Origin of the sequence: Borborobacter arsenicus (assembly GCF_003934165.1) — a bacterium.
Classification (GTDB): domain Bacteria; phylum Pseudomonadota; class Alphaproteobacteria; order Rhizobiales; family Rhizobiaceae; genus Pseudaminobacter; species Pseudaminobacter arsenicus.
Genome location: NZ_RKST01000022.1, coordinates 1 through 25,374, shown reverse-complemented (window position 1 = coordinate 25,374; position 25,374 = coordinate 1). Strand labels below are relative to the sequence as shown.

The following is a 25,374-nucleotide window of genomic DNA, read 5'->3' as shown; positions in this document are numbered from 1 at the left end:
CGCCTGCGGCGACCCCCCGCATTGCGCACACATCGCAGGCGGTTTAATTAGATCGCCATGAGCGACATCAGCACGCGGCCCGGCCGCTGGATCGACATTGCCAATCCGACGCGCTTTCTGGCGTTGGCCGACCGGCTGGTGCCGTGGCTGGCTGGCATGGCAGCGATCCTGCTTGGCGCGGGGCTCTATATGGGCTTCACAGCGCCGCTTGATTACCAGCAGGGCTCGACCGTGCGCATCATGTATATCCACGTCCCTTTCGCGTGGATCGCCATGATGTGTTATTCGCTCATGGCGGTTTCTGCCCTCGGCACGCTTGTTTGGCGTCATCCGCTGGCTGACGTCTCGCTGAAGGCAGCCGCCCCCATCGGTGCCGCCTTTACCGCACTGGCGCTGGTGACCGGCTCGATCTGGGGCAAGCCGATGTGGGGGACCTGGTGGGTCTGGGATGCCCGGCTGACTTCGGTCTTCGTCCTGTTTCTGATGTATCTCGGCATCATTGCGCTGACGCGCGCGCTTGACGATCCGGCCCGCTCAGCACGGGCGGCGGCAATCATCACGCTGGTGGGCTTCGTCAATATCCCGATCATAAAATTCTCGGTCGAGTGGTGGAACACGCTGCATCAGCCTGCATCCGTGTTCCGGCTCGACGGCCCGACCATCCACCCCAGCCTGCTTTGGCCGCTGGCCGTCATGGCGCTCGGCGTCACCGTGTTGTTCTTCACGATGCATGTGATGGCGATGCGTACCGAGATATTGCGCCGCCGCGTGATGGCTATGCGCTATGTTGCGGCGCGGCGTGCCGATCGGAAAACGGTGTAAAGTCAATCGCTTGGTCGAGCGCCTTGACTCAAGTCGCAAAGTGCCTGCTCAAAAGGCCTTGAAGGTCAGCGTCGTCAGTGAGCGCATGATGCCGGGCACATTGGCGACATTCTCATTGATGAATTTGCCGATATCGACATCGTCCTCGATATAGATCTTCATCAGCAGATCGTAGTCGCCGCTCGTGGAGTAGAGTTCGGACACGACCTCGCGCTCATAGAGTTCGTCAGCCACCTGATAGGTCTGACCCGGCTTGCACTGCAGCTGGACGAATACGGTTTGCATAAAACCTCCGGTCACTCTCGGTAATGGCGGCGCTTGATGCGCCTTCTACAGCTTGAGCAATGTGCGTACCAGCCCGTGGTTGGGATCGGTAAGCCCATCCATGATATTGTAATGGTGGCGGGTAGGCTCCTCAACGGTCGACACATGGACGTCGAAGCTGCTCCAGAGATTTTCCGGCAAAGCATTCTGCCGCAAGAATTCCGGGCGTTCATCCTCCCCCACCCAGCAGGAAAGGTCTGTGCCGGGCATCGGGTCGAGCAGGGCCACGCTCTCTGCGCGCGCCGTATCGGCGTCAAGTCGCAGTAACTCGTTCATCTTGGTATTGCGTAGCGGCCGCAGGTCATGCAGGCCCGAAATGGATACCGTTTTTTGGATCCGCCCGGCAGTTTCCATATCCAGCGGCGTGGTGACCGTACTCATTCGCGTGACCAGATGCCCGCCGGCCGAATGACCGGCAAGATGGATCGGGCCGGCGATTTCATCGGCTGCAGTTGTTATCGCCGCGGCGACTTGGCGGGTGATTTCCGGAATGGAGGCATCGGGGCACAGCACATAGGACGGCATTGCCACGGCATAGCCATGGGCCAGCGCCCCCGAAGCCAGATGCGACCATGTGGATTTGTCGGTCGCGATGAAATAGCCGCCATGGACGAAGACCGCGAGGCCTTTGGGCTTACTTTCGGGCAGGAAAAGGTCGTACCGGTTTCGCTCATGCTCCCCATAGGGGATGTCCAGTCGCATGCGCTTGGTGCCGAGAAGCTTTTCACGAAACGCCGCAGCTTGTGCGGTCCAGCGCCCGGCATAGGAGAGGCCGTCTGGAATGTGCGCCGCATTCGAATAGGCGTCGTCCCAGTCGATTGCCGAAGTTCTCGTCATCCTTGCTCGCTCCCGCCACGCGCCATGATGCGTGGATGCATCTTGCCAATGAGCACATGGATCGATGGCAACGCAAGGCGTATTCCAATAATTTCAAGCATGAAATTTCATGCTTGAAATTATCCGGATGCGGTGCCATCCTTCGAGCAATCATAGGGAGTTTGCTGATGAAGATCGCCTGTCTCGGAGGCGGGCCTTCGGGCCTCTATTTCGCGATCAGCATGAAACTGCGCGACCCCGATTGCGAGGTCGTGGTCATCGAGCGCAACAAGCCTGACGACACGTTCGGCTGGGGAGTGGTGCTTTCCGACGAGACCCTGACCAATTTGGCGGCCAATGATGCGCCGAGCGCTGCCGCTATCCGATCGCATTTTGCCTATTGGGACGACATCGCTGTCCACTTCAAAGGCACCAAGACGGTTTCCACAGGCCATGGTTTTTGCGGCATCGGCCGCAAGAAATTGCTGCTTTTATTGCAGCAAAGGGCGCGGGAACTTGGTGTGGAACTGCGTTTCCAGACAAATATCGAGCAAATCGCTCCGTTTTTGGACGAATATGATCTGGTTGTGGCCGCAGATGGCCTGAATTCGCGGGCGCGGACGGAATTTTCGGCGCAATTCGAGCCGGATATCGACGTGCGCACCTGCAAATTCGTCTGGCTTGGCACGCATCAGAAATTCGACGACGCCTTCACCTTCATTTTCGAGGAGACCGAGCACGGCTGGGTCTGGGCGCACGCCTACCAGTTCGACAACGACACGGCGACCTTCATTGTCGAATGCAGTACCCCGTCCTGGGAGAAATTCGGCTTCGGCGATATGAGCCAGCAGGAGAGCATCGAGGTCTGCCAGCGCATCTTCGCCAAATATCTCGACGGCCACGAGCTGATGACCAACGCCAACCATATTCGTGGGTCGGCATGGCTCAACTTCCCGCGTGTTCTGTGCAAGCGCTGGTCGTACAAAAACATGGCGCTGCTCGGCGATGCGGCGGCGACCGCGCATTTCTCGATCGGTTCGGGCACTAAGCTCGCGCTGGAAAGCGCAATCGCACTTGCTGAACTCGTCCACACGGAAAAGACGCTGGAACAGGCTTTTGCACGCTACGAGGACGAGCGTCGCACCGAGGTGCTGCGCCTGCAATCGGCGGCGCGCAACTCGCTGGAGTGGTTCGAGGATGTCGAGCGCTATTTCGATCTCGATCCGGTCCAGTTCAACTATTCGCTGCTGACGCGCTCGCAACGCATCAGCCATGAAAATCTGCGTCTGCGCGACAAGGCGTGGCTGGAAAGTGCCGAGGCGTGGTTCCAGGAACGTGCCGGCGCGCCCGAAGGCACCCAGCGCGCCCCGATGTTCGCACCCTTCCGCCTGCGCGAAATGGAGCTGAAGAACCGCGTCGTCGTCTCGCCCATGGCGCAATACAAGGCCGTCGACGGCACGCCGACTGATTGGCATCTGGTGCACTATTGCGAACGCGCCAAGGGCGGGGCGGGGCTTCTTTATATAGAGATGACATGCGTCAGTCCGGAAGGCCGCATCACGCCGGGCTGCCCTGGCTTTTATGCGCCTGAACACGAGGTCGCCTGGAAACGCATTGTCGATTTCGTACACAACGAGACGCAGGCGAAGATTTGCGCGCAAATCGGCCATTCCGGCCGCAAGGGCTCCACCCGCGTCGGCTGGGAAGGCACAGACAAGCCGTTGCCGGCGGGCAACTGGCCGGTGCTGTCCGTTTCCGAGATTCCGTGGTCTTCTGAAAACCAGACGCCGAAGGCGATGACCCGCGCCGACATGGACATGGTGCGCGACCAGTTCGTCGCGTCTGCCGAGATGGCCGACCGCTGCGGCTTCGACATGCTCGAAATCCATGCTGCGCACGGTTATCTGCTGTCGTCCTTCATCACGCCGGTAACCAATAACCGCACGGATGATTATGGCGGATCGTTGGAAAACCGCATGCGCTATCCGCTGGAGATCTATCATGCGGTGCGCGAGGTCTGGCCGCGCCACAAGCCTATCTCGGTGCGCATCTCGGCCAATGATTGGGTCGGCGCCGATGGCGTCACCCCGCAGGAGGCCGTCGAGATCGCGCGTATGCTGCAAGAGGCTGGCGTCGATATTTGCGACGTCTCTGCCGGTCAGACGACGGAATTGGCCAAGCCGGTCTATGGCCGCATGTTCCAGACGCCGTTTTCCGATCGTATCCGCAACGAAACCGGCATGGCGACGATTGCCGTCGGCAATATCTACGAGCCGGATCATGTCAATTCGATCCTGCTGGCCGGCCGTGCCGATCTGGTCTGCCTGGCGCGGCCGCATCTGACCGATCCTTATTGGACCTTGCGTGCCGCCGCCGCACTTGGCGACACCGTCGAAAAATGGCCCGATCCCTATCTGCCGGGGCGCGACCAGTTGCGTCGTTTGGCAGAGCGGGCGGCTGAAATGGCAGCACAGGACAGGGTGGTATGACCGACCTTTCGGGCCAGTGCGCATTGGTGACGGGTGGCGGCTCCGGCATGGGGGCGGCAATCGCGCGCGCCTTGTCGGAAGCAGGGGCAACCGTGGTCATTTCCGGCCGGCGCATGGAGCCGCTGGAGGCGGCTGCTGCCGCCTTGCCGGGTGTCAGGGCAATGACGGCGGACGTCACCGATGAGGCATCGGTGCGCTCTCTGTTCCAGCGCATTTCGACTGAGGTCGGTGAACTCGACATCGTCGTAGCCAATGCCGGCGCCGCCGAAAGTTCTCCCTTCCACCGCACCGGCCTTGAGCTGTGGCGGCAGATGCTTGATGTCAACCTCACCAGCATCTTCCTCACCTTCCAGCAGGCGCTCACTGGCATGAGGAAGCGTGGACAGGGGCGGCTGATCTCGATTGCCTCGACGGCCGGGCTGAAGGGCTATCCCTATGTGTCGGCCTATAGCGCCGCCAAGCACGGCGTCATCGGGCTGACGCGCTCGCTGGCGCTCGAACTTGCCGAGACGGGCATTACCGTCAACGCCGTCTGTCCCGGCTTCACGCTGACGCCGATGCTTGAGCGTTCAATTGAAAACATCATGCAAAAGACCGGCAAGAGCCGCGACGAGGCGGTTGCGGCCCTGACTGCCGCCAATCCTCAGAAGCGGTTCGTGCTGCCGGAAGAAGTGGCTGAAAGCGTGCTGTTCCTGTGCGGCCCGCATTCGGGTTCGATAACGGGGCAGGCGCTATCTGTCTCCGGGGGTGAAATATGAGCGGCGAGGAATTGGCGACGGCGGGTCACCCGCAGATGGTCAGGCAGCGCCTGCGTCTGTGGCTGAAGCTGCTGAAGGCAACGAAGCTGGTGGAGGCAACGATCCGCGAGCGGCTGCGGGAGGAATATGACACCACCTTGCCGCGCTTCGATGTTCTGGCAGCCCTCTACCGCTTCGACGAAGGCCTGAAGATGAGCGAGCTTTCGGCCGCACTGCGCGTTTCGAACGGCAATGTGACCGGCATTGTTGAAAGGCTGGCGCTGGATGGGCTGGTGCTGCGCGTGCCGGTAGAAGGCGACAAGCGGGCCACGCTGGTGCGCCTGAGCAAGAAGGGGCGTGATCGCTTCTCGGTGTTGGCCGATGCCCATGCCGGATGGGTGGGAGCCATTCTGGAGGACCTGCCGCCGAGCGACTGCGAACGCATGATCGCAATCCTCGATGCGGTCGGACATTCCCCTAAATTGACAGGCAAGGTGAGTAAAGAAAATGACTGACATGGCTGGCTATGAGGCAAAGCACTTCCGATGGCGTGCCGAGGATGGCATTGCCGTCATCTCGCTCGATCGCCCCGAGCGCAAGAACCCGCTGACCTTCGACAGCTATGCCGAACTGCGCGATGTGTTCCGCGCGCTTGCCTATGCCGACGACATCAAGGCCGTGGTGTTCGGCTCCAATGGCGGTAATTTCTGCTCTGGCGGCGATGTCCATGACATTATCGGGCCGCTGCTTGACCTCGATATGAAGGGCCTGCTGAAATTCACCCGCATGACCGGAGACCTGATCAAGGCGATGGTCAATTGCGGCAAGCCGGTCATCGCGGCTGTCGATGGTGTCTGTGTCGGCGCCGGTGCCATCATCGCCATGGCGTCTGACATGCGGCTTGCGACACCGGAGGCAAAGACGGCATTCCTGTTCACCCGCGTCGGCCTTGCTGGCTGCGACATGGGCGCCTGTGCGATCCTGCCGCGTATCATCGGCCAGGGGCGCGCGTCCGAGCTTCTTTATACCGGCCGCACCATGAGCGCGGAGGAAGGAGAACGCTGGGGTTTCTTCAATCGGCTGGTTGGTGCGGATTCGCTCGATGCCGAAGCCTTGGCATTGGCAAGGCGTCTGGCCGACGGTCCGAATTTCGGTCATATGATGACCAAGACGATGCTCAACCAGGAATGGTCGATGTCGATCGAACAGGCGATCGAGGCCGAAGCGCAGGCGCAGGCGATCTGCATGCAGACGCTTGACTTCAAGCGCGCCTATGATGCCTTCGTCGCGCACCAGAAGCCAAAGTTCGAAGGCAACTGATATGGCCGACCGCAGCTTCCTGGATTGGCCGTTCTTCGAGTCGCGTCACCGCGAACTGGCGGATGCGCTGGAGGATTGGGCGTCGGCCAATCTGGGCAATATCGACCATGGCGACGTCGATAGCGCCTGCCGCGAACTGGTTGCAAAGCTGGGCGAGGGTGGGTGGCTGCTGCATTCGGCCGTCGATCCGGAGGATGAGACAAGCAGGCTCGACGTCAGGAGCCTGTGCATCATCCGCGAGACGCTGGCCCGACATGATGGGCTGGCCGATTTTTCCTTCGCCATGCAGGGGCTGGGCACCGGTGCTTTGTCGCTGTTCGGCACGGCGGAGCAGCGGCACGCATGGCTGGCGAAGACGCGACGCGGTGTGGCTTTGTCGGCCTTCGCGCTGAGCGAGCCCAAATCCGGCTCCGACGTCGCCAATCTCGATCTTGCCGCGCGCGCTGACGGCGATTTTTATATACTCGACGGCGAGAAGACCTGGATTTCCAACGGCGGCATCGCTGATGTCTACACGGTTTTCGCACGCACCGGCGAGGGACCGGGGGCAAAGGGCATATCGGCCTTTATCGTGCCGGCCGACACGCCGGGCCTTGAAATCGCCGAGCGGCTGGAGGTGATCGCGCCGCATCCGCTGGCGCGCCTTTCCTTCGCCAACTGCCGCGTGCCGAAATCGGCGCTGGTCGGCAGGCCGGGTGAGGGCTTCAAGATCGCCATGTCGGTGCTCGACGTGTTCCGCTCGACTGTTGCGGCGGCCGCCCTCGGCTTCGCGCGCCGCGCGCTGGACGAGACGCTCGCGCGCGCAGCCTCCCGCGAATTGTTCGGCGCGCCGATGTCCGAGCTGCAGATGGTGCAAGGCCACATCGCCGACATGGCGCTCGATATTGATGCTGCGGCATTGCTGGTCTATCGCGCCGCCTGGCTGAAGGACAAAGGTGCTGCCCGCGTCAGCCGCGAGGCGGCGATGGCCAAGCTTTATGCCACCGATCGCGCCCAGAGCGTGATCGACAAGGCCGTGCAGATTCATGGAGGCGACGGCGTACGAAAGGGCAGCGTCGTCGAAAGCCTCTACCGCGAAATCCGGGCGCTTCGAATTTATGAAGGCGCTTCGGATGTGCAGAAAGTCATCATCGCCCGGCAAACCCTTGGGAGGGGGTGACAGATGCTTGGACCATCGGCGCATATCGACACATTCACACGCGACAACCTGCCTCCGGCCGACCAGTGGCCCGACCTGCTGCTCGACGGTTTCGACTATCCGCAGACGCTGAATGCCGGCTACGAATTATCGGATGCCTTGGTCGCCAAGGGGTTTGGCGACAATACGGCCCTGATCGGCAATGGCCGCCGCCGCACCTATAAGGAACTGGCCGACTGGTCGAACCGTATCGCCCATGCGCTGGTGGAGAATTACGGCGTCAAGCCGGGCAACCGCGTATTGATCCGCTCGGCCAACAATCCGGCTATGGTTGCCTGCTGGCTCGCCGCCACCAAGGCAGGCGCGGTCGTGGTCAACACCATGCCGATGCTGCGCGCCGGCGAACTGACCAAGATCGTCGACAAGGCCGAGGTCGAGTTCGCCCTGTGCGATACGCGCATCAAGGATGAACTCGTCGCATGCGCCAAGGAAAGCCGCTTTCTCAAAAAGGTGATCGGCTTCGACGGCACCGCGAACCACGACGCCGAACTGGACCGTATAGCGCTCGACAAGCCGGTGAAATTCGATGCCGTGCCGACAAGCCGCGATGATGTGGCCCTTCTCGGCTTCACCTCCGGCACCACTGGCGAACCCAAGGCGACGATGCATTTCCATCGCGATCTGCTGATTATCGCCGACGCCTATGCCAAGGAGGTTTTGTCGGTGACGCCGCAAGACGTGTTTGTCGGCTCGCCGCCCCTGGCCTTCACCTTCGGCCTCGGCGGCCTTGCGATCTTTCCGCTGCGCTTTGGCGCGGCCGCGACGCTGCTCGAACAGGCAACGCCGCCCAAGATGATCGAGATCATCGAGACCTACAAGGCAACGGTCAGCTTCACCGCGCCGACTGCCTATCGCGTCATGCTGGCGGCGATGGACGAGGGCGCTGACCTGAGTTCACTGCGCGCCGCCGTGTCGGCCGGCGAAACCTTGCCGGCGCCGGTCTACGAGGCGTGGATGAAGAAGACCGGAAAGCCGATGCTCGACGGCATCGGCTCGACCGAAATGCTGCATATCTTCATCTCCAACCGGTTCGGCGACTCGGCTCCGGGCTCGACCGGCAAGCCGGTCGGCGGCTACGAGGCAAGGATCGTCGATGAGGAGATGAACGAGGTAGCGCGCGGCGAGATAGGCCGGCTCGCGGTACGCGGGCCGACGGGTTGCCGTTATCTCGCCGACAACCGCCAAAAAACTTATGTGCGCAATGGATGGAACCTGACCGGCGATTCCTTCTGGCAGGACGAGGAAGGCTATTTCCACTTTGCTGCCCGTTCAGATGATATGATCGTTTCGGCCGGCTATAATATTGCCGGACCGGAGGTCGAAGCGGCTCTTCTGGCGCATGAATTCGTCGCCGAATGCGCCGTCATCGGCGCTCCCGATGAGGCGAGGGGGGAGATTGTCGAGGCCCATATCGTACTGGCCGAAGGCGTCGAGGCAAATGACCTGACTGCCAAGGCGCTTCAAGACCACGTCAAGCAGACGATCGCGCCATACAAGTATCCGCGTTCGGTCAGGTTCATCGAGGCACTGCCCAAGACTGCGACCGGAAAGATCCAGCGTTTCGTGCTCAAGCAGAAAAGGCCGCTCTGACGCCAGTAACCAAGGCTTCGCCACGCTTGTCCGGCTGGAAGTCATGACCGGAGGAAGAGACACCGGCTTAGGCTGGAAATTGGATTTATTGCACGAGATCAGAGCCTTCGAAGTCGAGCTTTGAGTCGTTGCTGGAGCTGCGTTGAGCATATTAAATGACCTCTACCTCAAGGCTCTTGTTCGAAACGATGCAGTTCTCTAAGAACTGATCAGGGTCGGGAGCATACGCCTATTTTTTTCGTCTGACTGGCGCCTGCGAACGAAGCCGAGCATAGTTGCATGCAGGCACGAGGGGTCGTGCCGAGCTGCGCTGTAGCGTCTCGTAAATACACAGGGAGTGAGAGAAAAATGAAATCCATCACCAGACGGCTGCTGGCGTCTGCCACGCTTGGTGCCGCATTGCTGGCCGGCACCGCCTACGCCAATGCCGATGTCAAGGTCGGCTTCCTCGGTGGCTTCACCGGACCGATCGAAAGCCTCGTGCCGCCGATCTTCGCTGCTGCCGAGCTCGCAATGAAGCAGGTCAATGAACAGGGCGGAATCCTGGACGGCCAGAAGGTCGACTTCATTTCGGCTGACTCGACCTGCGCCGACGCAACGGCGGCTTCCAATGCTGCCGACCGCATGGTCAATTCCGAAAAGGTGACCGCACTTGTCGGTCCGCTCTGCTCGGGTGAGACGATTGCGGCTGCCAACAACGCCGCCATTCCAGGCGGTGTGCTTCTGATTTCGCCTGCCGCGACTTCGCCGGCGCTGACGGGCCTCGACGACAAGGATCTGGTGTTCCGCACCACCTCGTCGGACGCCTATAGCGGCGAGGTCCTGGCCAAGATCCTGAAGGATCAGGGCAATGAGAATATTGCCATCACCTATGTCAACAACGACTATGGCAAGGGTTTCGCCGACGCGCTGGAAAGCTCTTTCAAGGCGCTTGGCGGCACGGTTTCGGCCAAGGAAGCGCATGAGGACAACAAGGCTGATTATCGCGCCGAGATTGGCTCGCTTTCGGCCTCCGGTGCCGAACTGCTGGTCGTGCTGGCCTATGTCGACGGTTCGGGCTCGACCATTATCCGCCAGGCGCTCGAAGGCGGCGACTTCAACAAGTTTGCCGGCGGCGACGGCATGGTCGGCGATGCGATCGTGACCAATATCGGCGAAGGCAAGCTGGACGGCATGGTCGGCGTGCGTATCGGCAACACCACCAGCCCGGGCACCGAGGTCTATAACAAGCTCGCCAAGGATGCGGGTCTCGACCCGAATTCCAGCTTCGGCGCGCAGTCCTACGACGCGGCATTCCTGATCGCGCTTTCCATCCAGAAGGTCGGCAAGGATACGCGCGAGGGCCTTAGCGCGGCCCTGCGCGAGGTGTCGTCCGAGCCGGGCGAGGTCATTCTTCCCGGTGAGTGGGAAAAGGCCAAGAAGCTGCTCGCCGAAGGCAAGGACATCAACTACGAAGGCGCCTCCGGAAGCCATGAATTCGACAAGAATGGCGACGTGCCGGGCAACGTCATTCACATGGTTGTCGACGGCAAGGGCTTCAAGGACGCCAAGACCCAGTAAAAAAGATACCAAAAGCAGGAGGTCCGGCAACGTCCGGGCCTCTTGCCATCGCAGACGTGCAAGGCGCCCGCTATGGGGATATCGGGAAACAAGCCTGCGGCATGTCCAAGAAACAAATAATCCAGCGGGGGTGGCGTGACGACGCTCATCGAAGTCAAAAATGTCAGCAAGCGCTTTGGACAAGTGCTTGCGGTGGACAACTGTTCCCTGAAAGTCGAGCAGGGGACGATCACCGGCCTGATAGGCCCTAACGGTGCGGGCAAGACCACCATGTTCAACATGGTGGCCGGTGCATTTGCGCCGACATCGGGCACCATATGGCTGAACGGCAAGAATGTGACCGGAATGCCGGCACATGAACTGTTCGAGTGCGGCCTGTCGCGAACCTTCCAGATCGCTCAGGAGTTCTCCAGCCTCACGGCACTTGAGAATCTGATGGCGGTGACTGGCAGCAGGTCGGAAGAATCGCTGTTCGACGCCTGTTTCCGGCGGGCAAAGGTGGTTCGCGATGAACTGGCCGTGCGGCGCAAGGCCGAGGAAATTCTCAGGATCCTGCGTCTTACCCATGTCCGCAACGAATGCGCCGGCAACCTCTCGGGTGGCCAGAAGAAGTTGCTGGAGCTTGGGCGCGTCATGATGGCAGACCCGAACGTCGTGCTTCTTGACGAGGTGGCGGCGGGCGTCAACCGCACCCTTCTCAATGATCTCGCTTCGGTCGTCGAATCGCTCAATCGCGACAAGGGCCTGACGTTTTTCGTCATCGAGCACGACATGGACCTGATCGCGCGTCTGTGCGATCCCGTCATCGTCATGGCGGCCGGAACCGTGATGGTGCAGGGGCCGATGGCTGAAATCCGCAAGAACCCGGAAGTCATCGAAGCCTATTTCGGCGGCGGCACGGCGATGGGGCGCGCATCATGAGCCTGTTGAGCATGCGCGACATCCACGCCGGCTATGGCGGCGCCAATATCCTCAATGGCGTCACCATCGAGGTCGAGGCCCACGAGATCGGCGTGATCGTCGGGCCGAACGGTGCGGGAAAATCCACCACCTTGAAGGCGTTGTTCGGGCTCCTGAACGTTTCACAAGGCAGCATATCCTTTGACGGCAAGGAGGTTACCAATGCCCGGCCGGAAAATCTGGTGCGGGCCGGCCTTTCCTTCGTTCCGCAGGAATTCAATGTCTTCCCGACCATGAGCGTGCGCGAAAACCTCGAAATGGGCGCCTATACGCGCCGCGACGATTTTCGCTATCTCATCGAAAAGATCTTCGAATATTTCCCGCCGCTGCGCGACAAGCACAAGCAGCCGGCCGGCGAGCTTTCCGGCGGCCAGCGGCAGATGGTGGCGATCGGGCGCGCCCTGATGATGGAGCCGAAGCTGCTGCTGCTCGATGAGCCGACGGCGGGACTTTCGCCGCGCTATATGGGCGAAATCTTCGAGCGCGTCATCGCCATCAACGAGGCGGGCGTGGGCATTTTGATGGTCGAGCAGAATGCGCGCCAGGCATTGGCCATCGCGCATAAGGGATTTGTTCTGGCCGGAGGCAAGAACTCCTTCACCGATACGGGCCAGGCGCTGCTCGACGATCCCGAGGTGGCCGAAAGCTTCCTAGGCGGCGGGACGAAACACTGATGGACACTATTGGCCTGCTGTCGGCATTGCCGATCAACGAACTCGTATTCTTCATCAATAAGGTGGTAATCGCCGGCCTGATCATCGGCTCAATCTATGCGCTCGGCGCTGTCGGCATGACGCTTGCCTGGGGAATTTTGCGCTTCGCCAATTTTGCTCATGGCGACCTGATGACGCTTGGCGCCTTCATCGCCTTCATGCTGACCATGGCGATGCCTGGTCTCGGCGCCTATGTCGGCCTGCCGACGGCGTTCGTCGTGCTGCCCATCGCCATGGCGGTTACGGCGCTCGTCACCATCCTCATCGACAAGACATTTTATGTGCCGGTGCGCAAGACAAACCCCAAGCCGATCACACTGGTGATTGCTTCCTTCGGCGTCATGCTGATGCTGCAGGGGCTGATCCGCCTGTTTTTCGGCACCGCCCCGCGCCAGATGTATGTCGGCTCCAAGGATATCTACCGCATACCCTTTGCCGGGCGTGACATCGTCATCACCGAACCGCAGGTGCTGCTGATCGTCTTTACGGTGGTGGCCATCGTGGCGCTGCATCTGTTCCTGACACGCTCGCGCACCGGCAAGGCGATGCGGGCAATGTCCGACAATGCCGATCTCGCCCGCATTTCCGGTATCGGCACCGCGCATGTGGTGCGCGTCACCTGGATCATCGCCGGCAGCCTTGCCGCTGCGGGCGGCACGCTGCTGGCAATGGATGTCAGCCTCAAGCCCGATCTGAGCTTCAACCTGCTTTTGCCTATCGTTGCCGCCATCATCGTCGGTGGCATCGGCCAGCCCTATGGCGCGATCGTCGGAGGTCTCATCGTCGGCTTCACCGAAACGGTTGCGGTGTTCAACTGGGCGATCTTGCTGCGACCGCTCAAGCCGCATATGCCTGACTGGCTGGAACTGCCGGCAAATCTCACCTTCGTGCCGACCGAATACAAGATCGTGGTGCCCTTCGTCATCCTGGTCGCTGTCCTGATCTGGCGCCCGAACGGGATCTTCAAGGGAAAGGTGCTGTGATGAAGGTGTTGGAACTGCGCACGGCCTCGCTGCTTGTCGGCCTTGCCGTCATCGTCGCACTGATCTTCATCTGGCAGGGCAATGCCTATGCGCTGCGCATGCTGGCCGAAGCCGGCTGCCTGGCGATCGTGGCGCTCGGGCTCAACGTGCAGTGGGGCTATGCCGGCTTGTTCAATGCCGGCATCATGGGCTTTATCGCCATTGCGGCCTTCGGCTCGATGCTGATCTCCTATCCCGTCAATCCGGTGTTCTGGCAGTCGGAAGCGCCGGGATGGCTTCTGCGCATGGCGCTGATCATTGCCATCGGCGGCGCGGTCACAGTGCTTTTGAGCCGCATCGATCGCTACGGCGTGCCCAGGCGCATCCGCACCATGCTGACCATCATCGCTGCGCTTGCCACCTATATGATGGCGCAGAATGCGCTGACGCCGGCAGCCGCTATCATCGAGCAGAATTCCGGCTTCATCGGCGGCTTCGGTCTTCCGGTCGGGCTTGGCTGGCTGGTGGGCGGCGTCTTTGCCGCGGTGCTCGCCTGGTTCATCGGGCGCATCACGCTCGGCCTGCGGTCGGACTATCTGGCCATCGCCACGCTCGGCATTGCCGAGATCGTCAAGGCCTTCCTGAAGAATGCCGACTGGCTGACCCGTGGAACGCTGACCGTTTCGCCGCTGCCTTGGCCGGTGCCAACACCCAATGAAATCGGCTTTGTGGTGGCTCGCGCGGCCTATCTGTCGATAACGGCGGTGCTGATCGTCATCATCTATGTGCTTTTGCAACGTGGCTGGGCCTCGCCCTGGGGCCGCATGATGCGAGCTATCCGCGACAATGAGCTGGCGGCCGAGTCGGTCGGCAAGAATGTCAACCGCCGGCTGCTCGAAATGTTCGTGATCGGCAATTTCATCGTCGGCGTCGGCGGTGCCGCATTGATCACTTTTGGCGGCATTTTCGATCCGAGCGGCTTCCTGCCGATCAACCACACCTTCCTTGTGCTGATCATGGTGGTGCTGGGCGGTTCCGGCAACAATCTCGGCTCGATCTTCGGGGCGCTGCTGGTCTATGTCATTTGGACCATGTCGGAGCCGGCAGCGCTGATCCTGTTCCGCTACGGCGCCGACTGGTTGCAGAATGTGTTCAACATCGCGCCGCCCGACGATCTGGCTACCCGCGCGCTGCAGATGCGCGTCTTCGTCATCGGCTTGACGATCATTCTCGTGCTGCGCTTTGCACCCAAGGGGCTGCTGCCGGAGAAGATCGTGAAATATGAGTGAGGCTGGCGAAGCCTTGCCGCCGCTGGCAATTCCCTGATTGCGCCGCAAATGAAAAGGGCCGCTTTCGAGCGGCCCTTTCCATATTCGCGACGTACCAAATGCCCTGCTTAGGGGTTGGTGGTGTCAAGCTTGGTGGAAATGGCCTTGAACTTCGTGTCCAGGCTGGTGCCGACGAAGCCCGCGCCGGTAATGATAGCCAGAGCGATGAGGGCGGCAATCAGGCCGTATTCGATGGCGGTTGCGCCGGACTCATCCTTCAGAAAGCGGTTCATGAGGTTCGTCATTTCGTTTCTCCGTTGCCCGTTGTTTTAGAGCGTCTACCCGTGTGATCAGGCTTTCGTTGAAGCCGACCTCACCTTACGAAGCGCTGATTTCAGGCGCGTTAAGGAGTTTGGTGAACAAATCATTTCCCTTTGTTTGGTTACCGAATGCTCAAGCGTTCGCAGTCCAACTAGCGCGCTCCGAGGGCGGGTTGCGGCAATCTGTTATCACCAACCATCCGGTGTGCAATGAATGCCGAGACGGCAAAGACTGCAAAGCCCGCCGGAATATCGACAAGGTGATGGCCGCCATGCACAAGAACGGCGGGCAGGACGATCAGATTGACGATAAGAAAGAACGGGAACGCCCAAGAAACCTTGCGCGAATAATAAGTCGCCGTGGCAGCCAGAACGGTGTGGTAGGAGGGGAAGGCGATCAACCCGCGGATCTCGTCGGGCGAAAGGTGTGAAGGGCCATCGTGCAGTAGTCTTGTGATGTCTGCACCATATTCCGGATCAACGACGGGGCGAACCGTGGCAAGTATTTCGGGTGACACCGCATAAAGCGTGCTCGGCCCCAGCGAAGGAAATACACCCCAGAACATTACCGTCAGCATGCCCGATATGGCGATCGATCCGATCAGCGCCTGCAAGGTCCTGATGCGTCCCGTCAGTCCCAGCACAACGACCAGTATCGCCATCTGTGGCAGCGTCGACAGATAGGCGAATCTCATGGCCTCGTTGAACAGCGGATGCCGGGCACTGAGGGCGAGGGCGTCGGGCCAGTGGTAACCGAATAGGCCATCGATCGCTGTGAGCCAGGCGTCGATGACCGGGCGCGGATTCGGTAGGAGAAGATAGCTGAACTGCGACATGGAACTGGTGAAAAGGACAAGCAGCCCGGTGCATATCGCCGTCGATGCAATGGGTTCACTTCGTCCCGTACGGCGATAGGCAAAGCCAACCGCGAACAGAACGACAGCCAGGCCGATGACCGCCCCATAGCTTGCGATGTCAATATTGGAGCCGCGCAGCAGGATCAAACATGCATCGAGCGCCATCAGACTTGCGCTGAGCTTCAGGATGAACAATTCGGCAGGCCAAAGGCGAAATCTACTTTGTGTCATGTGAGTATTGAACGCGACAAACCCTGAAAATGAATGAATTGTTGCGCATCCGTGAGAGGCGAGCCCAAGGTTTGCGAAGGCTGCCGCTCACCATCTTCCATGACCCGCCCTTAAGCTGCCTCGCTTCGCTCGTCGCTGGCGGGGACCCGGATGGCCAGACGCAGCCAAGGGCACAGTTTTCCATTGCCACGCCCGCATAATCGCGTCTGGCCATTGTCAAAGAGCCGGGAAGCGGGGCGCTGGGCCGTGCCTTCCGAATAGATATTACGTGGCGCGACCTTCGCGCCCCGCCGGTGCCTGTCCCGAAGTCGACCGGTCGCAGCGCCCCTGAGTCCCGTCGCCATGACGGGCAAAGGACGCCGCGGCGTTCTCCGCAAGCCTTGAAGTCGAGCATTTTGCGCCCGACCCTTCGACCCGCCAGCCTGTCTCGGGCCCCTGCATGCCCGCGCTTACCACGGCGCGGGGGAGGGTCACCGCCGCCCTTCCTGATCCCGGTTCTAGACCCGGTTCCCGCAAGGGCAGTGCGAGGGATTATGAGAGAGGTGGCAGAGGGGGGATGGTTTTTTTTCGCCGCGTCACAACTTCGTCGCCGAAGCGTCATTGGCGTGCCGACTTTGGCTGCTTAAATGAGCAGCATGACGAAGGCAGGAGGAATGGAAGCATGGAAAAGCACGCCACCACCCTGGACGACCTGTTAAGCGATCCGATGGTCAAGCTCGTCATGGCGAGCGACGGCGTGCGGCCGCAGGAAATCCGCCTCCTGTTCAAACAAGCGCGGGAGCGCAGCGGCGAGCCGATGGTGCCCCCGCATATGATCCGCCAGGAATGCCCGCACGGGCACTTGTGCGTGTGAGGCGGCGACGGGCTACAATTGCAGAAATAGCTGAATAGGATGACTTAGACAGGCGTGCAGGTCATGCCATGGCGCTGTGCGTTGGCGACGCAATCGCTCCTGTTCGAATAGCCTTGGGAGGATGCGCCGACGATCCTGCCGTTGGAGGCCGTGCGCCTCCAGCGCCAGCCGTCTGCGGCTGAATAGATTTCCCAGGTGTCACCGTTTTGATTGCAACTAGCCATTGTATTTCTCCTGTTGAGGAACAATGTCTATGGCGAGTCGAGTGCATAGCTCCACGAACCGGGTACAACTGAAAGGTGGTGATTGAGGAGAGGGCGGTTGTGGATGTGTGCATTTGGGGTGATACGGATTTCGGCTCACGCACCGCTTCAGCAGCACCCTCATCCGTCTCGACGCTGCGCCGATCCACCTTCTCCCACAAGGGGAGAAGGCAACGCCTGCCTCGACCGCTCTGCAAATCGGCAGCATTGAGCATAGCCAAGCACAGATGCGCGCATGCCTTCTCCCCTTGTGGGAGAAGGTGGCTGACCCCGGACTTGATCCGGGGGAGGTCGGATGAGAGGTAATCGATGACTCAGCCAATACAATTTCGGCCCGATCTTGCGACCGGGCCGATGAAGTTTCCTCAAGTTTTCAATTCTGCTCAGCTGCACCCGCTGGTCGCCCCGCAGGTGTCGCACTTCTCGCAGGTTCCGTTGCGGACCATAGTGAAATTCTGGCATTCCGAGCAGCTATTGCCGGTATAGCCCTGCAGCATCGATTTCATGCGGCGGTCGGCGGCGAGTGCCTTGGCCTCGGCTGCTTCTTCGGCGGCCGCATCGGTGAACAGCGCATCGCTTTCCGGTTCCGCCTGCGGCCTGGCAGCCTCCTCGAAGTCCCGCTTGAAGGCGGTGGCGCCTTCCGAGAAGGCCGGCGCGGCGACCTGCAGGGCGGCAGCGCCCGAGGCCGAGGCGATGGAGCGCACATTGGAACCGGCATAGGCGGTGGGTGTCGTCGCCTTCGGGCTGGCGCCCGGCGTGCCGGCAAAGCCCTTCGGGTCAGAGGTGCCCATGGTAGAGACCAGCTTGACCGGCGAGGCGCCGCGCGTCAGCCCCTTGGAGAAGGGCAGTGCCTTGCCTTCGGTGATGCCCTTGCCGAGCGAGGTGTTGGAAAAGTCGGTCTCGACATGGGCGAGATCGGTGCGGCCGAGATAGGATACGGCCAGTTCCCGGAACACATAGTCGATGATCGAGGTCGCGCTCTTGATGGCGTCATTGCCCTGGACCATGCCGGCCGGCTCGAACTTCACGAAGGTGAAGGCCTCGACATATTCATCCAGCGGCACGCCATATTGCAGGCCAAGCGAGATCGCGATGGCGAAATTGTTCATCATGGCGCGGAAGGCGGCACCTTCCTTGTGCATGTCGATGAAGATCTCGCCAAGGCGGCCGTCGTCGAACTCGCCGGTGCGCAAGTAAACCTTGTGGCCGCCGACGATCGCCTTCTGGGTGTAGCCCTTGCGGCGGTTCGGCAGCTTCTCGCGGTCGCGGTAGAGGCGCTCGACCACGCGCTCGACGATCTTTTCGGTGACAGTGGCGGCGCGCGCGGCGGCCGGCTGGGCGATCAGTTCCTCGATCAGATCGTCCTCGTCCTCCTCGTCATCAGCAAGCAGCGAGGCGTTGAGCGGCTGGGAGAGCTTGGAGCCGTCGCGGTAGAGCGCATTGGCCTTCAGCGCCAGCTTCCAGGACAGCATATAGGCTTCCTTGCAGTCCTCGACCGTCGCCTCGTTGGGCATGTTGATGGTCTTGGAGATGGCGCCCGAGATGAAGGGCTGGGCCGCCGCCATCATACGGATGTGGGATTCGACCGACAGATAACGCTTACCGATCTTGCCGCAGGGATTGGCGCAGTCGAAGACGGGCAGATGCTCGTCCTTCAGGAAGGGCGCGCCCTCCAGCGTCATGGCGCCGCAAGCATGGATATTGGCGGCCTCGATGTCCTTCTTCGAGAAGCCGAGCGCCGTCAGCATCTCGAAGGAGAAGTCGGAAAGCTGCTCGTCGGTGAAGCCGAAGGTCTGCTTCACCCAGTCGGTGCCAAGCGTCCACTGGTTGAAGACGAACTTGATGTCGAAGGCCTGCTTCAGCGCGCCATTGATCGCCGCGATCTTCTCGTCGGTGAAGCCTTTTGCCTTGAGAGTTGAAGGGTTTACGCCAGGCGCTTGATTCAGATTGCCATGGCCGACGGCATAGGCCTCGATCTCGGCGATCTCGTTTTCGGCATAGCCGAGCGTGCGCAGCGCTTCCGGCACGGCGCGGTTGATGATCTTGAAATAGCCGCCGCCGGCAAGCTTCTTGAACTTCACCAGCGCAAAGTCCGGTTCGATGCCGGTGGTGTCGCAATCCATGACCAGGCCGATCGTGCCTGTCGGCGCGATCACGGTTGCCTGCGCGTTGCGATAGCCATGCTGCTGCCCAAGCTCGATGGCGCGGTCCCAGGCAGCGCGGGCATGGGTGACGAGCTCCTTCTGCCAGACATGGTCGGCATTGAGCGGCACCGGGTTGACCGACAGCTTTTCGTACCCATCGCGGTCACCATAGGCGGCGCGGCGATGGTTGCGCATGACGCGCAGCATGCTGTCGGCATTGCGGTCATAATCCGGGAAGGCGCCGAGCTCGGAGGCCATCTCGGCCGAGGTGGCATAGGCGACGCCAGTCATCAGCGCGGTGAGCACGCCGCCAAGCGCGCGGCCCTCGTCGGAATCGTAGGGGATGCCGGCGGTCATCAACAGGCCGCCAATATTGGCGTAGCCGAGGCCGAGCGTGCGGTATTCATAGGAGAGCTTGGCGATTTCCTTCGACGGGAACTGCGCCATCATGACGGAGATTTCCAGCACGATGGTCCACAGCCGAACGGTGTGCTCGTAAGCCGCGATGTCGATCGTGCCGTCCGCATTGCGGTAGGGCAACAGGTTGATCGAGGCGAGATTGCAGGCCGTGTCGTCGAGGAACATATATTCCGAGCACGGATTGGAGGCGCGGATCGGACCGGCGGCCGGCGAGGTGTGCCAGTCGTTCATGGTGGTGTTGAAATGCAGGCCCGGATCGGCAGAGGCCCAGGCGGCGTGGCCGATCTTTTCCCACAGGTCGCGCGCCTTCAACGTCTTCATGACCTTGCCGTCCTTGCGGGCGGTCAGGTTCCAGTCGCCATCGGCCTCGACGGCGCGCAGGAAATCGTCCTTCAGCGAGACGGAATTGTTGGAGTTCTGGCCGGAGACGGTCAGATAGGCCTCCGAATCCCAATCCGTGTCATAGGTCTTGAAGTCGATCGAAGTGTAGCCCTGGCGCGCGAACTGAATGACGCGCTTGACATAGTTTTCCGGAACGGAATTCTTCTTGGCCGCCTTGATCTCGCGCTTCAGCGCCGGGTTCTTCAGCGGGTCGAAGCAATCTCCATTGTCGGCCTCGCAATTGACGCAGGCCTTCATGATCGCGGTGAGGTGGTTGCGCACGATCTTGGAGCCGGTGACGAGGGAGGCGACCTTCTGCTCCTCCTTCACCTTCCAGTCGATGTAATCTTCGATATCGGGATGGTCGATATCGACCACCACCATCTTGGCGGCGCGGCGGGTGGTGCCGCCCGACTTGATGGCGCCGGCGGCGCGGTCGCCGATCTTGAGGAAGCTCATCAGACCGGACGAGCGGCCGCCGCCTGAAAGCTTCTCGCCTTCGCCGCGCAGATAGGAGAAGTTGGAGCCGGTGCCGGAGCCATATTTGAACAGGCGCGCCTCGCGCACCCACAAATCCATGATGCCGCCCTCATTGACGAGGTCGTCGGCGACCGACTGGATGAAGCAGGCATGCGGCTGCGGGTGCTCATAGGCCGATTTCGACTTGGTGAGCTTGCCGGTGAAGGGGTCGACATAGAAATGGCCTTGGCCGGGGCCGTCGATGCCATAGGCCCAGTGCAGGCCGGTGTTGAACCATTGCGGCGAGTTGGGCGCGACGCGCTGGGTGGCGAGCATGTAGGACAGTTCGTCCTTGAAGGCGCGGGCGTCGTCCTCGGACTTGAAATAGCCGCCCTTCCAGCCCCAATAGGTCCAGGTGCCGGCGAGCCGGTCAAAAACCTGGCGGGCGTCGGTCTCGGAGCCGTAGCGCTGGTCTTCCGGCAGCTTGGCAAGCTCGGCCTCGTCCGGCACGGAGCGCCACAGGAAGGAGGGGACGTCGTTTTCCTCTACCTTTTTCAGGCGCGCAGGCACGCCGGCCTTGCGGAAATACTTCTGCGCGAGAATGTCGGCGGCGACCTGGGAGAACTGTGCCGGCACGTCGATATTGTCGAGACGGAACACCACGGAACCGTCGGGATTCTTGATCTCCGACAGCGCCTTGCGGAATTCAATCTCCGCATAGGGTGATTGTCCGTCCTTGGTGAAACGCCGTTTGATGCGCATCGGTCTTGTCCCTTTTGTCTATATATAGCGTCTTTCGGTGGAAATTTCAGCTTCCATTTCGAAAGGCGCGGGTCCGCTCTTTCCTGGGCGTCAGCAACGCACAGGCTCTCCTTGCGCGGTGTCCGATCCGGGCAGGGCGCCTCACCTGTATGGAGGCGCTGCCAGCCTGTCGGTGAACCCCGCGGGTCCGTTGGTCATGAATACTCTTGCGATTCCCGGTGCCGGGAAAAATCACACTATCTAGCGTTAAGCCTGCACGCAAACACTAAATATAGTGTTAACAGACAATTTACGCCAGCCCGAAACTTGTCCCTGCCTACCCCACAAACGCAACGCATCCGCCTGCCTCGTAACCGGGCGGAATGCGATAAAACACGCGAAATCCGAGAAAAAAGCCGGGCTCGAAACTTACCGGCCACACTCTGAACAAGAGCGCACGGCCCATAAAAGACGACTCGGATTTCGCCGTCAAGGATTCGTTTCTACAAGTTTTGCGGCCCCAACATCTTGTGTGTCACTTATGTGGATAATGGGGAGAAAGGAAGCCGGCAAAATCGCCCCGCCGCCGGCGGCAGCGCTCTATCGCCGATCAGGCGAACGCTTCCAGGGTCAGGAAAATCAGTGCCGCCAGCAGCCCGGCAGCGGGAACGGTGGTGGCCCATGCGGCAAGGATGGTGACGACATGGGCCCGGCGCACGAGCCGCCGGCGCTCGAGTTCCTTGGCCGAAACGCGTTTTTGCGGAAGACCGTCATCCTCCGCATCTTCTTCGTCCTCATCCTTCAGTGGCGAGGCCGAGTTGCGGATGGCAGCCTGCTGCCGGCGTTGCAGATAGGCCTGGCGGTGGGCGGAATTGGCAATGTACCATTCACGGAATAAGCCGACGCCGAATACCGCACCGACGGCGGTGTGGGTCGAACTGACCGGCAGGCCGAACCATGAGGCGGCAATGACGATGATGGCGACCGCCAGCGCGACGCAAAAGGCGCGCATCGGATTGAGCTTGGTGATTTCGCCGCCGACGATGCGCACCAGCTTGGGCCCGTAGAGCAAGAGGCCGCAGGAAATGCCGAAAGCGCCGATCGCCATCACCCAAAGCGGGATGTCGACGATCGCCGCGGCCTCACCGCTTCTGGCGGCATGGACGATGGCTGCCAGCGGGCCGACAGCATTGGCGACGTCATTGGCGCCATGCGCAAAGGACAGCAGGGCGGCCGATCCGATCAGGGGCATGCGAAAAAGCCGACGCAGCGACCGATTGCGGTTCTCCATGTTTTGCGATTGCCGGGCGATCGAGCGTTTCGAGCCGATCCAGGCGAGAGAAAAAAACAAGCCGCCGATCAGCGGCGCGGTCAGCCATCCCGCTCCGGGGAAGAGCTTGACCGTGAGATAGGTCGCAAAACACCCGGTCATGAGGGCGACCAGCACGGGTATCCAGCGCCGGGCTGCTGCGATCTTGTCGTCCTGATAGATGATCGCCGTCTTCACGAAAGCCAGGAAGGCGATTGCGACCGCCGCACTCAGAAAAGGTGTTGCGATCCAGCTAGTAGCGATCATGGCAACGGACGCCCAGTTGACGGCGCCGATGCCGACAGCCGCCGCACCGGCGCCGATGACACCGCCGACGATCGAATGGGTGGTGGAAACCGGCGCGCCGATAAAGGTGGAGAAATTGATCCAGAGGGCAGACGAGATAAGGCCGGCAAGCATCAGGCGGGCCATCACTGCCGGCTGGGAAATCGCGCTGGGCTCGATGATCTCGGCCGATATGGTGGCAACCACGGTCTCGCCGGCAACGAGTGCGCCGACCGCCTCGAAGATGGCGGCGAGGGCAAGGGCGCCGACCATGGTCATCGCCTTGGCGCCAACGGCCGGCCCGACATTGTTGGCGACGTCATTGGCGCCGATATTCATTGCCAGATAGGCGGCAATGGCCGCAGCCAGAACGACGAAAAGCGCATGCGGCTGGCCGAACACGTAAAGAGCGGCAGTCAGGGCGGCCAGGATGAGGAAGAGCAGCGCAAGGCCGGGCGCCATCAGCCCCCGCGCGACGAAGCCCGATGCTTCCTCAATCTGTGCCAGCCGGCCGAGATCCTTGTCGAGCGTGTGCTTGGAGCGGACGTTGTCACCCATGGCGGCGGCGACCGGCAGCAATCAGCACTCGCGCTGCGGAGTTCGAGCCGGTGAGGGTGTGGAAGCCGAGGCGGTGCGCGAAGGGAATCATCGCCAAGGAGATAAAGCGCTCAGGCAGCAACTTTATGTCGGCTGTGGCCAAACCGCTCGATCAACTCGCCAAGATCCTGTTCCTGTACCAGGCGGGCCGCCTGCGAGGCGGAAAACCACTTGCGCTTGCGTTCACCCTGTTCCGGCCATTTGGCGGCGATGGCATCGACCTTCATCGGAAAGACCAGGACCTGGCAACGCCGCTCCATACCGGAAGGCATGCGCTTGCCGTAGAAATAACGGCCGAATTCGAGCTGCGCCATGGTTCCGCGCACCCCGGCTTCTTCTTCCGCTTCGCGTGCGGCCGACTCAAAAAGCTGCTCGCCGCCCTCGGGCCATCCTTTTGGCAGGACCCAGCGGCCGGTATCGCGGCTGGTGATCAGCATCACCTCGATGGCTCCCGCGTGCTCGCGCCAGGGAAGGGCAGCCACCTGCACACGGCTCGGCATGCCTCCAAAGAGGCGCCGTATCTGTTCGGCAATGCGGTTGCGCGTGGCGTGGCTGAGAAGCATTGAGGCTGGTCTTTCCAAGGGTCTCCGAATCGTTTGCCGTCTCACGAATATTACGGTTAATTATCTGCAATAATAGTAAAAAATCAGCGAATCCCGATCACATAGAGGCCATGCCGCTACACGTTTGAGGGGGATCAGCCGGTCTTTTGGCTATGTCTGGGGTCAGGACCAGATTAACAGGTCCTGACCCCAGACATATAGGTTCTGGCTCGGCAATTTGCCAGGCGAGAGCATCGCCCTCAGCCGACGTGGTCGTCAGCTATCGGCTTCTGGTAGCTGAAACCCATATCCCAAGGGAAATAGATCCAGGTGTCCTGCGAAACCTCGGTGACGAAGGTGTCGACCAGTGGGCGTCCCTTGGGCTTTGCATAGACGGTGGCAAAATGCGCCTTGGGCATCATTGCGCGTACGATTGCCGCGGTTTTGCCGGTATCGGTCAGGTCATCGATGATGAGCACGCCCTGACCGTCATTTTCGAGCAGGCTGGGGGTTATGTCCTTCAGCACCTGCAACTGCCCCTGCGATGTGTAGTCGTGATAGGAGGCGACGCAGACCGTTTCGATGAGCCGGATTCCCAGTTCGCGCGAAATAATGGCTGCAGGAACCAGCCCGCCGCGCGTGATGCACACAATCGCCTTCCACTGTCCGTTGACGCCGGCAAGCCGCCAGGCAAGCGCCCGCGCGTCGCGGTGGAACTGATCCCAGGAAACGGGAAAGGCCTTTTCGGGAAGGGACATCGTGACCGCACTCCAGGGGCGCGCCGATTACGCGCGAAATTCAGGGAATGCCGGCGGAATTAGCCGGAAAGCCTTGGGTTTGGCAAGCCTTTCGAAAGCCGTAGCGTCAATTGCTTATAATGAGCCAGCGGTTCGGTTTCTGACGGAAACAGCCCCTCACCCTTACCCTCTCCCCGCAAGCGGGGCGAGGGGGGCGTCAGCGTTGCGGCCAACCTCCTTCTCCCCGTGCCACGGGGAGAAGGTCCGGCAGGGGATGAGGGGCGATTCTAGCGGTCTGATTCTGACATTTTCATCCCGTTGATACGCGCCGGGCAGGTAAAGGTCAGAATCCAAGGCTCTAGGTGACCGACTCATAAGTTCGCAGCCATATGCGGATTGACGCGAGCTGGACGGATGCGAGGAAATTGTCGTCACGCTTGTCGTATCTTGTGGCCACCGCCCTGAAGTGTTTGAGT

General features: G+C 61.0%; 22 protein-coding genes and 1 pseudogene. 13 read left to right on the top strand and 10 right to left on the bottom strand.

Going from position 1 to position 25,374, the window contains the following annotated elements:
- Positions 1–57 precede the first annotated feature (57 nt).
- Entirely contained in the window at positions 58–822 is a 765-nt protein-coding gene (locus EET67_RS21015) for a heme ABC transporter permease (RefSeq protein WP_128628179.1), read from the top strand.
- A gap of 48 nt (positions 823–870) precedes the next feature.
- On the opposite strand, the gene EET67_RS21010 is transcribed toward EET67_RS21015, so the two are convergent.
- Together EET67_RS21010 and EET67_RS21005 are read right to left on the bottom strand one after the other, a co-directional pair.
- A complete protein-coding gene (locus EET67_RS21010) occupies positions 871–1,107 on the bottom strand; it encodes an Lrp/AsnC ligand binding domain-containing protein (RefSeq protein ID WP_128628178.1) in 237 nt (78 codons plus the stop codon).
- A gap of 45 nt (positions 1,108–1,152) precedes the next feature.
- Positions 1,153–1,983 (bottom strand): alpha/beta hydrolase, encoded by an 831-nt coding sequence (locus EET67_RS21005; protein WP_128628177.1) that lies wholly within the window; start codon positions 1,981–1,983, stop codon positions 1,153–1,155.
- Positions 1,984–2,150: 167 nt separating this feature from the next.
- Here EET67_RS21005 and EET67_RS21000 point away from each other — a divergent pair, with 167 nt between their 5' ends.
- The 11 genes from EET67_RS21000 to EET67_RS20950 all read left to right on the top strand — a co-directional run bounded on the left by EET67_RS21000 (position 2,151) and on the right by EET67_RS20950 (position 14,780).
- Positions 2,151–4,451 (top strand): bifunctional salicylyl-CoA 5-hydroxylase/oxidoreductase, encoded by a 2,301-nt coding sequence (locus tag EET67_RS21000; protein ID WP_128628176.1) that lies wholly within the window; start codon positions 2,151–2,153, stop codon positions 4,449–4,451.
- Positions 4,448–5,209, top strand: a complete 762-nt coding sequence (locus tag EET67_RS20995) for an SDR family NAD(P)-dependent oxidoreductase (protein WP_128628175.1) — start codon at positions 4,448–4,450, stop codon at positions 5,207–5,209. Before EET67_RS21000 ends, EET67_RS20995 begins: the two co-directional genes overlap by 4 nt.
- Positions 5,206–5,703 carry a MarR family winged helix-turn-helix transcriptional regulator gene (locus EET67_RS20990; RefSeq protein ID WP_128628174.1) on the top strand — a complete coding sequence of 166 codons (498 nt, stop codon included), beginning with the start codon at positions 5,206–5,208 and terminating at the stop codon, positions 5,701–5,703. Before EET67_RS20995 ends, EET67_RS20990 begins: the two co-directional genes overlap by 4 nt.
- A complete protein-coding gene (locus EET67_RS20985; RefSeq protein ID WP_128628173.1) occupies positions 5,696–6,508 on the top strand; it encodes an enoyl-CoA hydratase family protein in 813 nt (270 codons plus the stop codon). Before EET67_RS20990 ends, EET67_RS20985 begins: the two co-directional genes overlap by 8 nt.
- Position 6,509: 1 nt before the next feature.
- The gene (locus EET67_RS20980; protein ID WP_128628172.1) at positions 6,510–7,667 is read left to right on the top strand and encodes an acyl-CoA dehydrogenase family protein; all 1,158 of its coding nucleotides are present in this window, start codon (positions 6,510–6,512) and stop codon (positions 7,665–7,667) included.
- Between the two features lie 3 nt (positions 7,668–7,670).
- On the top strand, positions 7,671–9,296 hold the full coding sequence (locus EET67_RS20975; protein ID WP_128628171.1) for an AMP-binding protein: 1,626 nt from the start codon (positions 7,671–7,673) through the stop codon (positions 9,294–9,296).
- 348 nt (positions 9,297–9,644) lie between these two features.
- Complete coding sequence (locus EET67_RS20970) at positions 9,645–10,856, top strand: ABC transporter substrate-binding protein (RefSeq protein WP_128628170.1); 1,212 nt, start codon at positions 9,645–9,647, stop codon at positions 10,854–10,856.
- Between the two features lie 135 nt (positions 10,857–10,991).
- On the top strand, positions 10,992–11,777 hold the full coding sequence (locus EET67_RS20965) for an ABC transporter ATP-binding protein (RefSeq protein WP_128628169.1): 786 nt from the start codon (positions 10,992–10,994) through the stop codon (positions 11,775–11,777).
- Positions 11,774–12,490: an ABC transporter ATP-binding protein gene (locus EET67_RS20960; RefSeq protein WP_128628168.1), complete on the top strand. Its 717-nt coding sequence runs from the start codon at positions 11,774–11,776 to the stop codon at positions 12,488–12,490. Before EET67_RS20965 ends, EET67_RS20960 begins: the two co-directional genes overlap by 4 nt.
- Positions 12,490–13,512 carry a branched-chain amino acid ABC transporter permease gene (locus tag EET67_RS20955; protein WP_210211148.1) on the top strand — a complete coding sequence of 341 codons (1,023 nt, stop codon included), beginning with the start codon at positions 12,490–12,492 and terminating at the stop codon, positions 13,510–13,512. The genes EET67_RS20960 and EET67_RS20955 overlap by 1 nt, the downstream gene beginning before the upstream one ends.
- Positions 13,512–14,780, top strand: coding sequence for a branched-chain amino acid ABC transporter permease (locus EET67_RS20950; RefSeq protein WP_245451106.1), 1,269 nt, complete (start codon positions 13,512–13,514; stop codon positions 14,778–14,780). The genes EET67_RS20955 and EET67_RS20950 overlap by 1 nt, the downstream gene beginning before the upstream one ends.
- Positions 14,781–14,887: 107 nt before the next feature.
- Here EET67_RS20950 and EET67_RS20945 read toward each other — a convergent pair whose 3' ends face one another.
- Entirely contained in the window at positions 14,888–15,064 is a 177-nt protein-coding gene (locus EET67_RS20945; RefSeq protein WP_128628166.1) for a Flp family type IVb pilin, read from the bottom strand.
- 167 nt (positions 15,065–15,231) lie between these two features.
- Positions 15,232–16,167, bottom strand: coding sequence for a phosphatase PAP2 family protein (locus EET67_RS20940; protein ID WP_128628165.1), 936 nt, complete (start codon positions 16,165–16,167; stop codon positions 15,232–15,234).
- Positions 16,168–16,828: 661 nt separating this feature from the next.
- Between EET67_RS20940 and EET67_RS20935 the strand changes: the two genes are divergently transcribed.
- Complete coding sequence (locus EET67_RS20935; protein WP_128628164.1) at positions 16,829–17,020, top strand: hypothetical protein; 192 nt, start codon at positions 16,829–16,831, stop codon at positions 17,018–17,020.
- A 44-nt stretch (positions 17,021–17,064) separates the two neighbouring features.
- Here EET67_RS20935 and EET67_RS20930 read toward each other — a convergent pair whose 3' ends face one another.
- The 6 genes and pseudogenes from EET67_RS20930 to EET67_RS20905 form a co-directional block, all read right to left on the bottom strand.
- Positions 17,065–17,244: a YegP family protein gene (locus EET67_RS20930; RefSeq protein WP_128628163.1), complete on the bottom strand. Its 180-nt coding sequence runs from the start codon at positions 17,242–17,244 to the stop codon at positions 17,065–17,067.
- Positions 17,245–17,666: 422 nt separating this feature from the next.
- A complete protein-coding gene (locus EET67_RS20925; RefSeq protein ID WP_128628162.1) occupies positions 17,667–21,449 on the bottom strand; it encodes a vitamin B12-dependent ribonucleotide reductase in 3,783 nt (1,260 codons plus the stop codon).
- A gap of 589 nt (positions 21,450–22,038) precedes the next feature.
- The gene (locus EET67_RS20920; protein ID WP_128628161.1) at positions 22,039–23,580 is read right to left on the bottom strand and encodes an inorganic phosphate transporter; all 1,542 of its coding nucleotides are present in this window, start codon (positions 23,578–23,580) and stop codon (positions 22,039–22,041) included.
- 110 nt (positions 23,581–23,690) lie between these two features.
- The gene (locus EET67_RS20915) at positions 23,691–24,182 is read right to left on the bottom strand and encodes an NUDIX hydrolase (RefSeq protein WP_128628160.1); all 492 of its coding nucleotides are present in this window, start codon (positions 24,180–24,182) and stop codon (positions 23,691–23,693) included.
- Positions 24,183–24,421: 239 nt separating this feature from the next.
- On the bottom strand, positions 24,422–24,919 hold the full coding sequence (gene gpt, locus EET67_RS20910; protein ID WP_128628159.1) for a xanthine phosphoribosyltransferase: 498 nt from the start codon (positions 24,917–24,919) through the stop codon (positions 24,422–24,424).
- Between the two features lie 337 nt (positions 24,920–25,256).
- Positions 25,257–25,374, bottom strand: a pseudogene (locus EET67_RS20905) (IS5/IS1182 family transposase); the annotation flags it as partial.

Coding starts and splice junctions, on each gene's coding strand:
- EET67_RS21015 (WP_128628179.1), top strand. CDS start 58: ATGAGCGACATCAGCACGCGGCCCGGCCGCTGGATCGACATTGCCAAT.
- EET67_RS21010 (WP_128628178.1), bottom strand. CDS start 1,107: ATGCAAACCGTATTCGTCCAGCTGCAGTGCAAGCCGGGTCAGACCTAT.
- EET67_RS21005 (WP_128628177.1), bottom strand. CDS start 1,983: ATGACGAGAACTTCGGCAATCGACTGGGACGACGCCTATTCGAATGCG.
- EET67_RS21000 (WP_128628176.1), top strand. CDS start 2,151: ATGAAGATCGCCTGTCTCGGAGGCGGGCCTTCGGGCCTCTATTTCGCG.
- EET67_RS20995 (WP_128628175.1), top strand. CDS start 4,448: ATGACCGACCTTTCGGGCCAGTGCGCATTGGTGACGGGTGGCGGCTCC.
- EET67_RS20990 (WP_128628174.1), top strand. CDS start 5,206: ATGAGCGGCGAGGAATTGGCGACGGCGGGTCACCCGCAGATGGTCAGG.
- EET67_RS20985 (WP_128628173.1), top strand. CDS start 5,696: ATGACTGACATGGCTGGCTATGAGGCAAAGCACTTCCGATGGCGTGCC.
- EET67_RS20980 (WP_128628172.1), top strand. CDS start 6,510: ATGGCCGACCGCAGCTTCCTGGATTGGCCGTTCTTCGAGTCGCGTCAC.
- EET67_RS20975 (WP_128628171.1), top strand. CDS start 7,671: ATGCTTGGACCATCGGCGCATATCGACACATTCACACGCGACAACCTG.
- EET67_RS20970 (WP_128628170.1), top strand. CDS start 9,645: ATGAAATCCATCACCAGACGGCTGCTGGCGTCTGCCACGCTTGGTGCC.
- EET67_RS20960 (WP_128628168.1), top strand. CDS start 11,774: ATGAGCCTGTTGAGCATGCGCGACATCCACGCCGGCTATGGCGGCGCC.
- EET67_RS20955 (WP_210211148.1), top strand. CDS start 12,490: ATGGACACTATTGGCCTGCTGTCGGCATTGCCGATCAACGAACTCGTA.
- EET67_RS20950 (WP_245451106.1), top strand. CDS start 13,512: ATGAAGGTGTTGGAACTGCGCACGGCCTCGCTGCTTGTCGGCCTTGCC.
- EET67_RS20945 (WP_128628166.1), bottom strand. CDS start 15,064: ATGACGAACCTCATGAACCGCTTTCTGAAGGATGAGTCCGGCGCAACC.
- EET67_RS20940 (WP_128628165.1), bottom strand. CDS start 16,167: ATGACACAAAGTAGATTTCGCCTTTGGCCTGCCGAATTGTTCATCCTG.
- EET67_RS20935 (WP_128628164.1), top strand. CDS start 16,829: ATGGAAAAGCACGCCACCACCCTGGACGACCTGTTAAGCGATCCGATG.
- EET67_RS20930 (WP_128628163.1), bottom strand. CDS start 17,244: ATGGCTAGTTGCAATCAAAACGGTGACACCTGGGAAATCTATTCAGCC.
- EET67_RS20925 (WP_128628162.1), bottom strand. CDS start 21,449: ATGCGCATCAAACGGCGTTTCACCAAGGACGGACAATCACCCTATGCG.
- EET67_RS20920 (WP_128628161.1), bottom strand. CDS start 23,580: ATGGGTGACAACGTCCGCTCCAAGCACACGCTCGACAAGGATCTCGGC.
- EET67_RS20915 (WP_128628160.1), bottom strand. CDS start 24,182: ATGCTTCTCAGCCACGCCACGCGCAACCGCATTGCCGAACAGATACGG.
- gpt (WP_128628159.1), bottom strand. CDS start 24,919: ATGTCCCTTCCCGAAAAGGCCTTTCCCGTTTCCTGGGATCAGTTCCAC.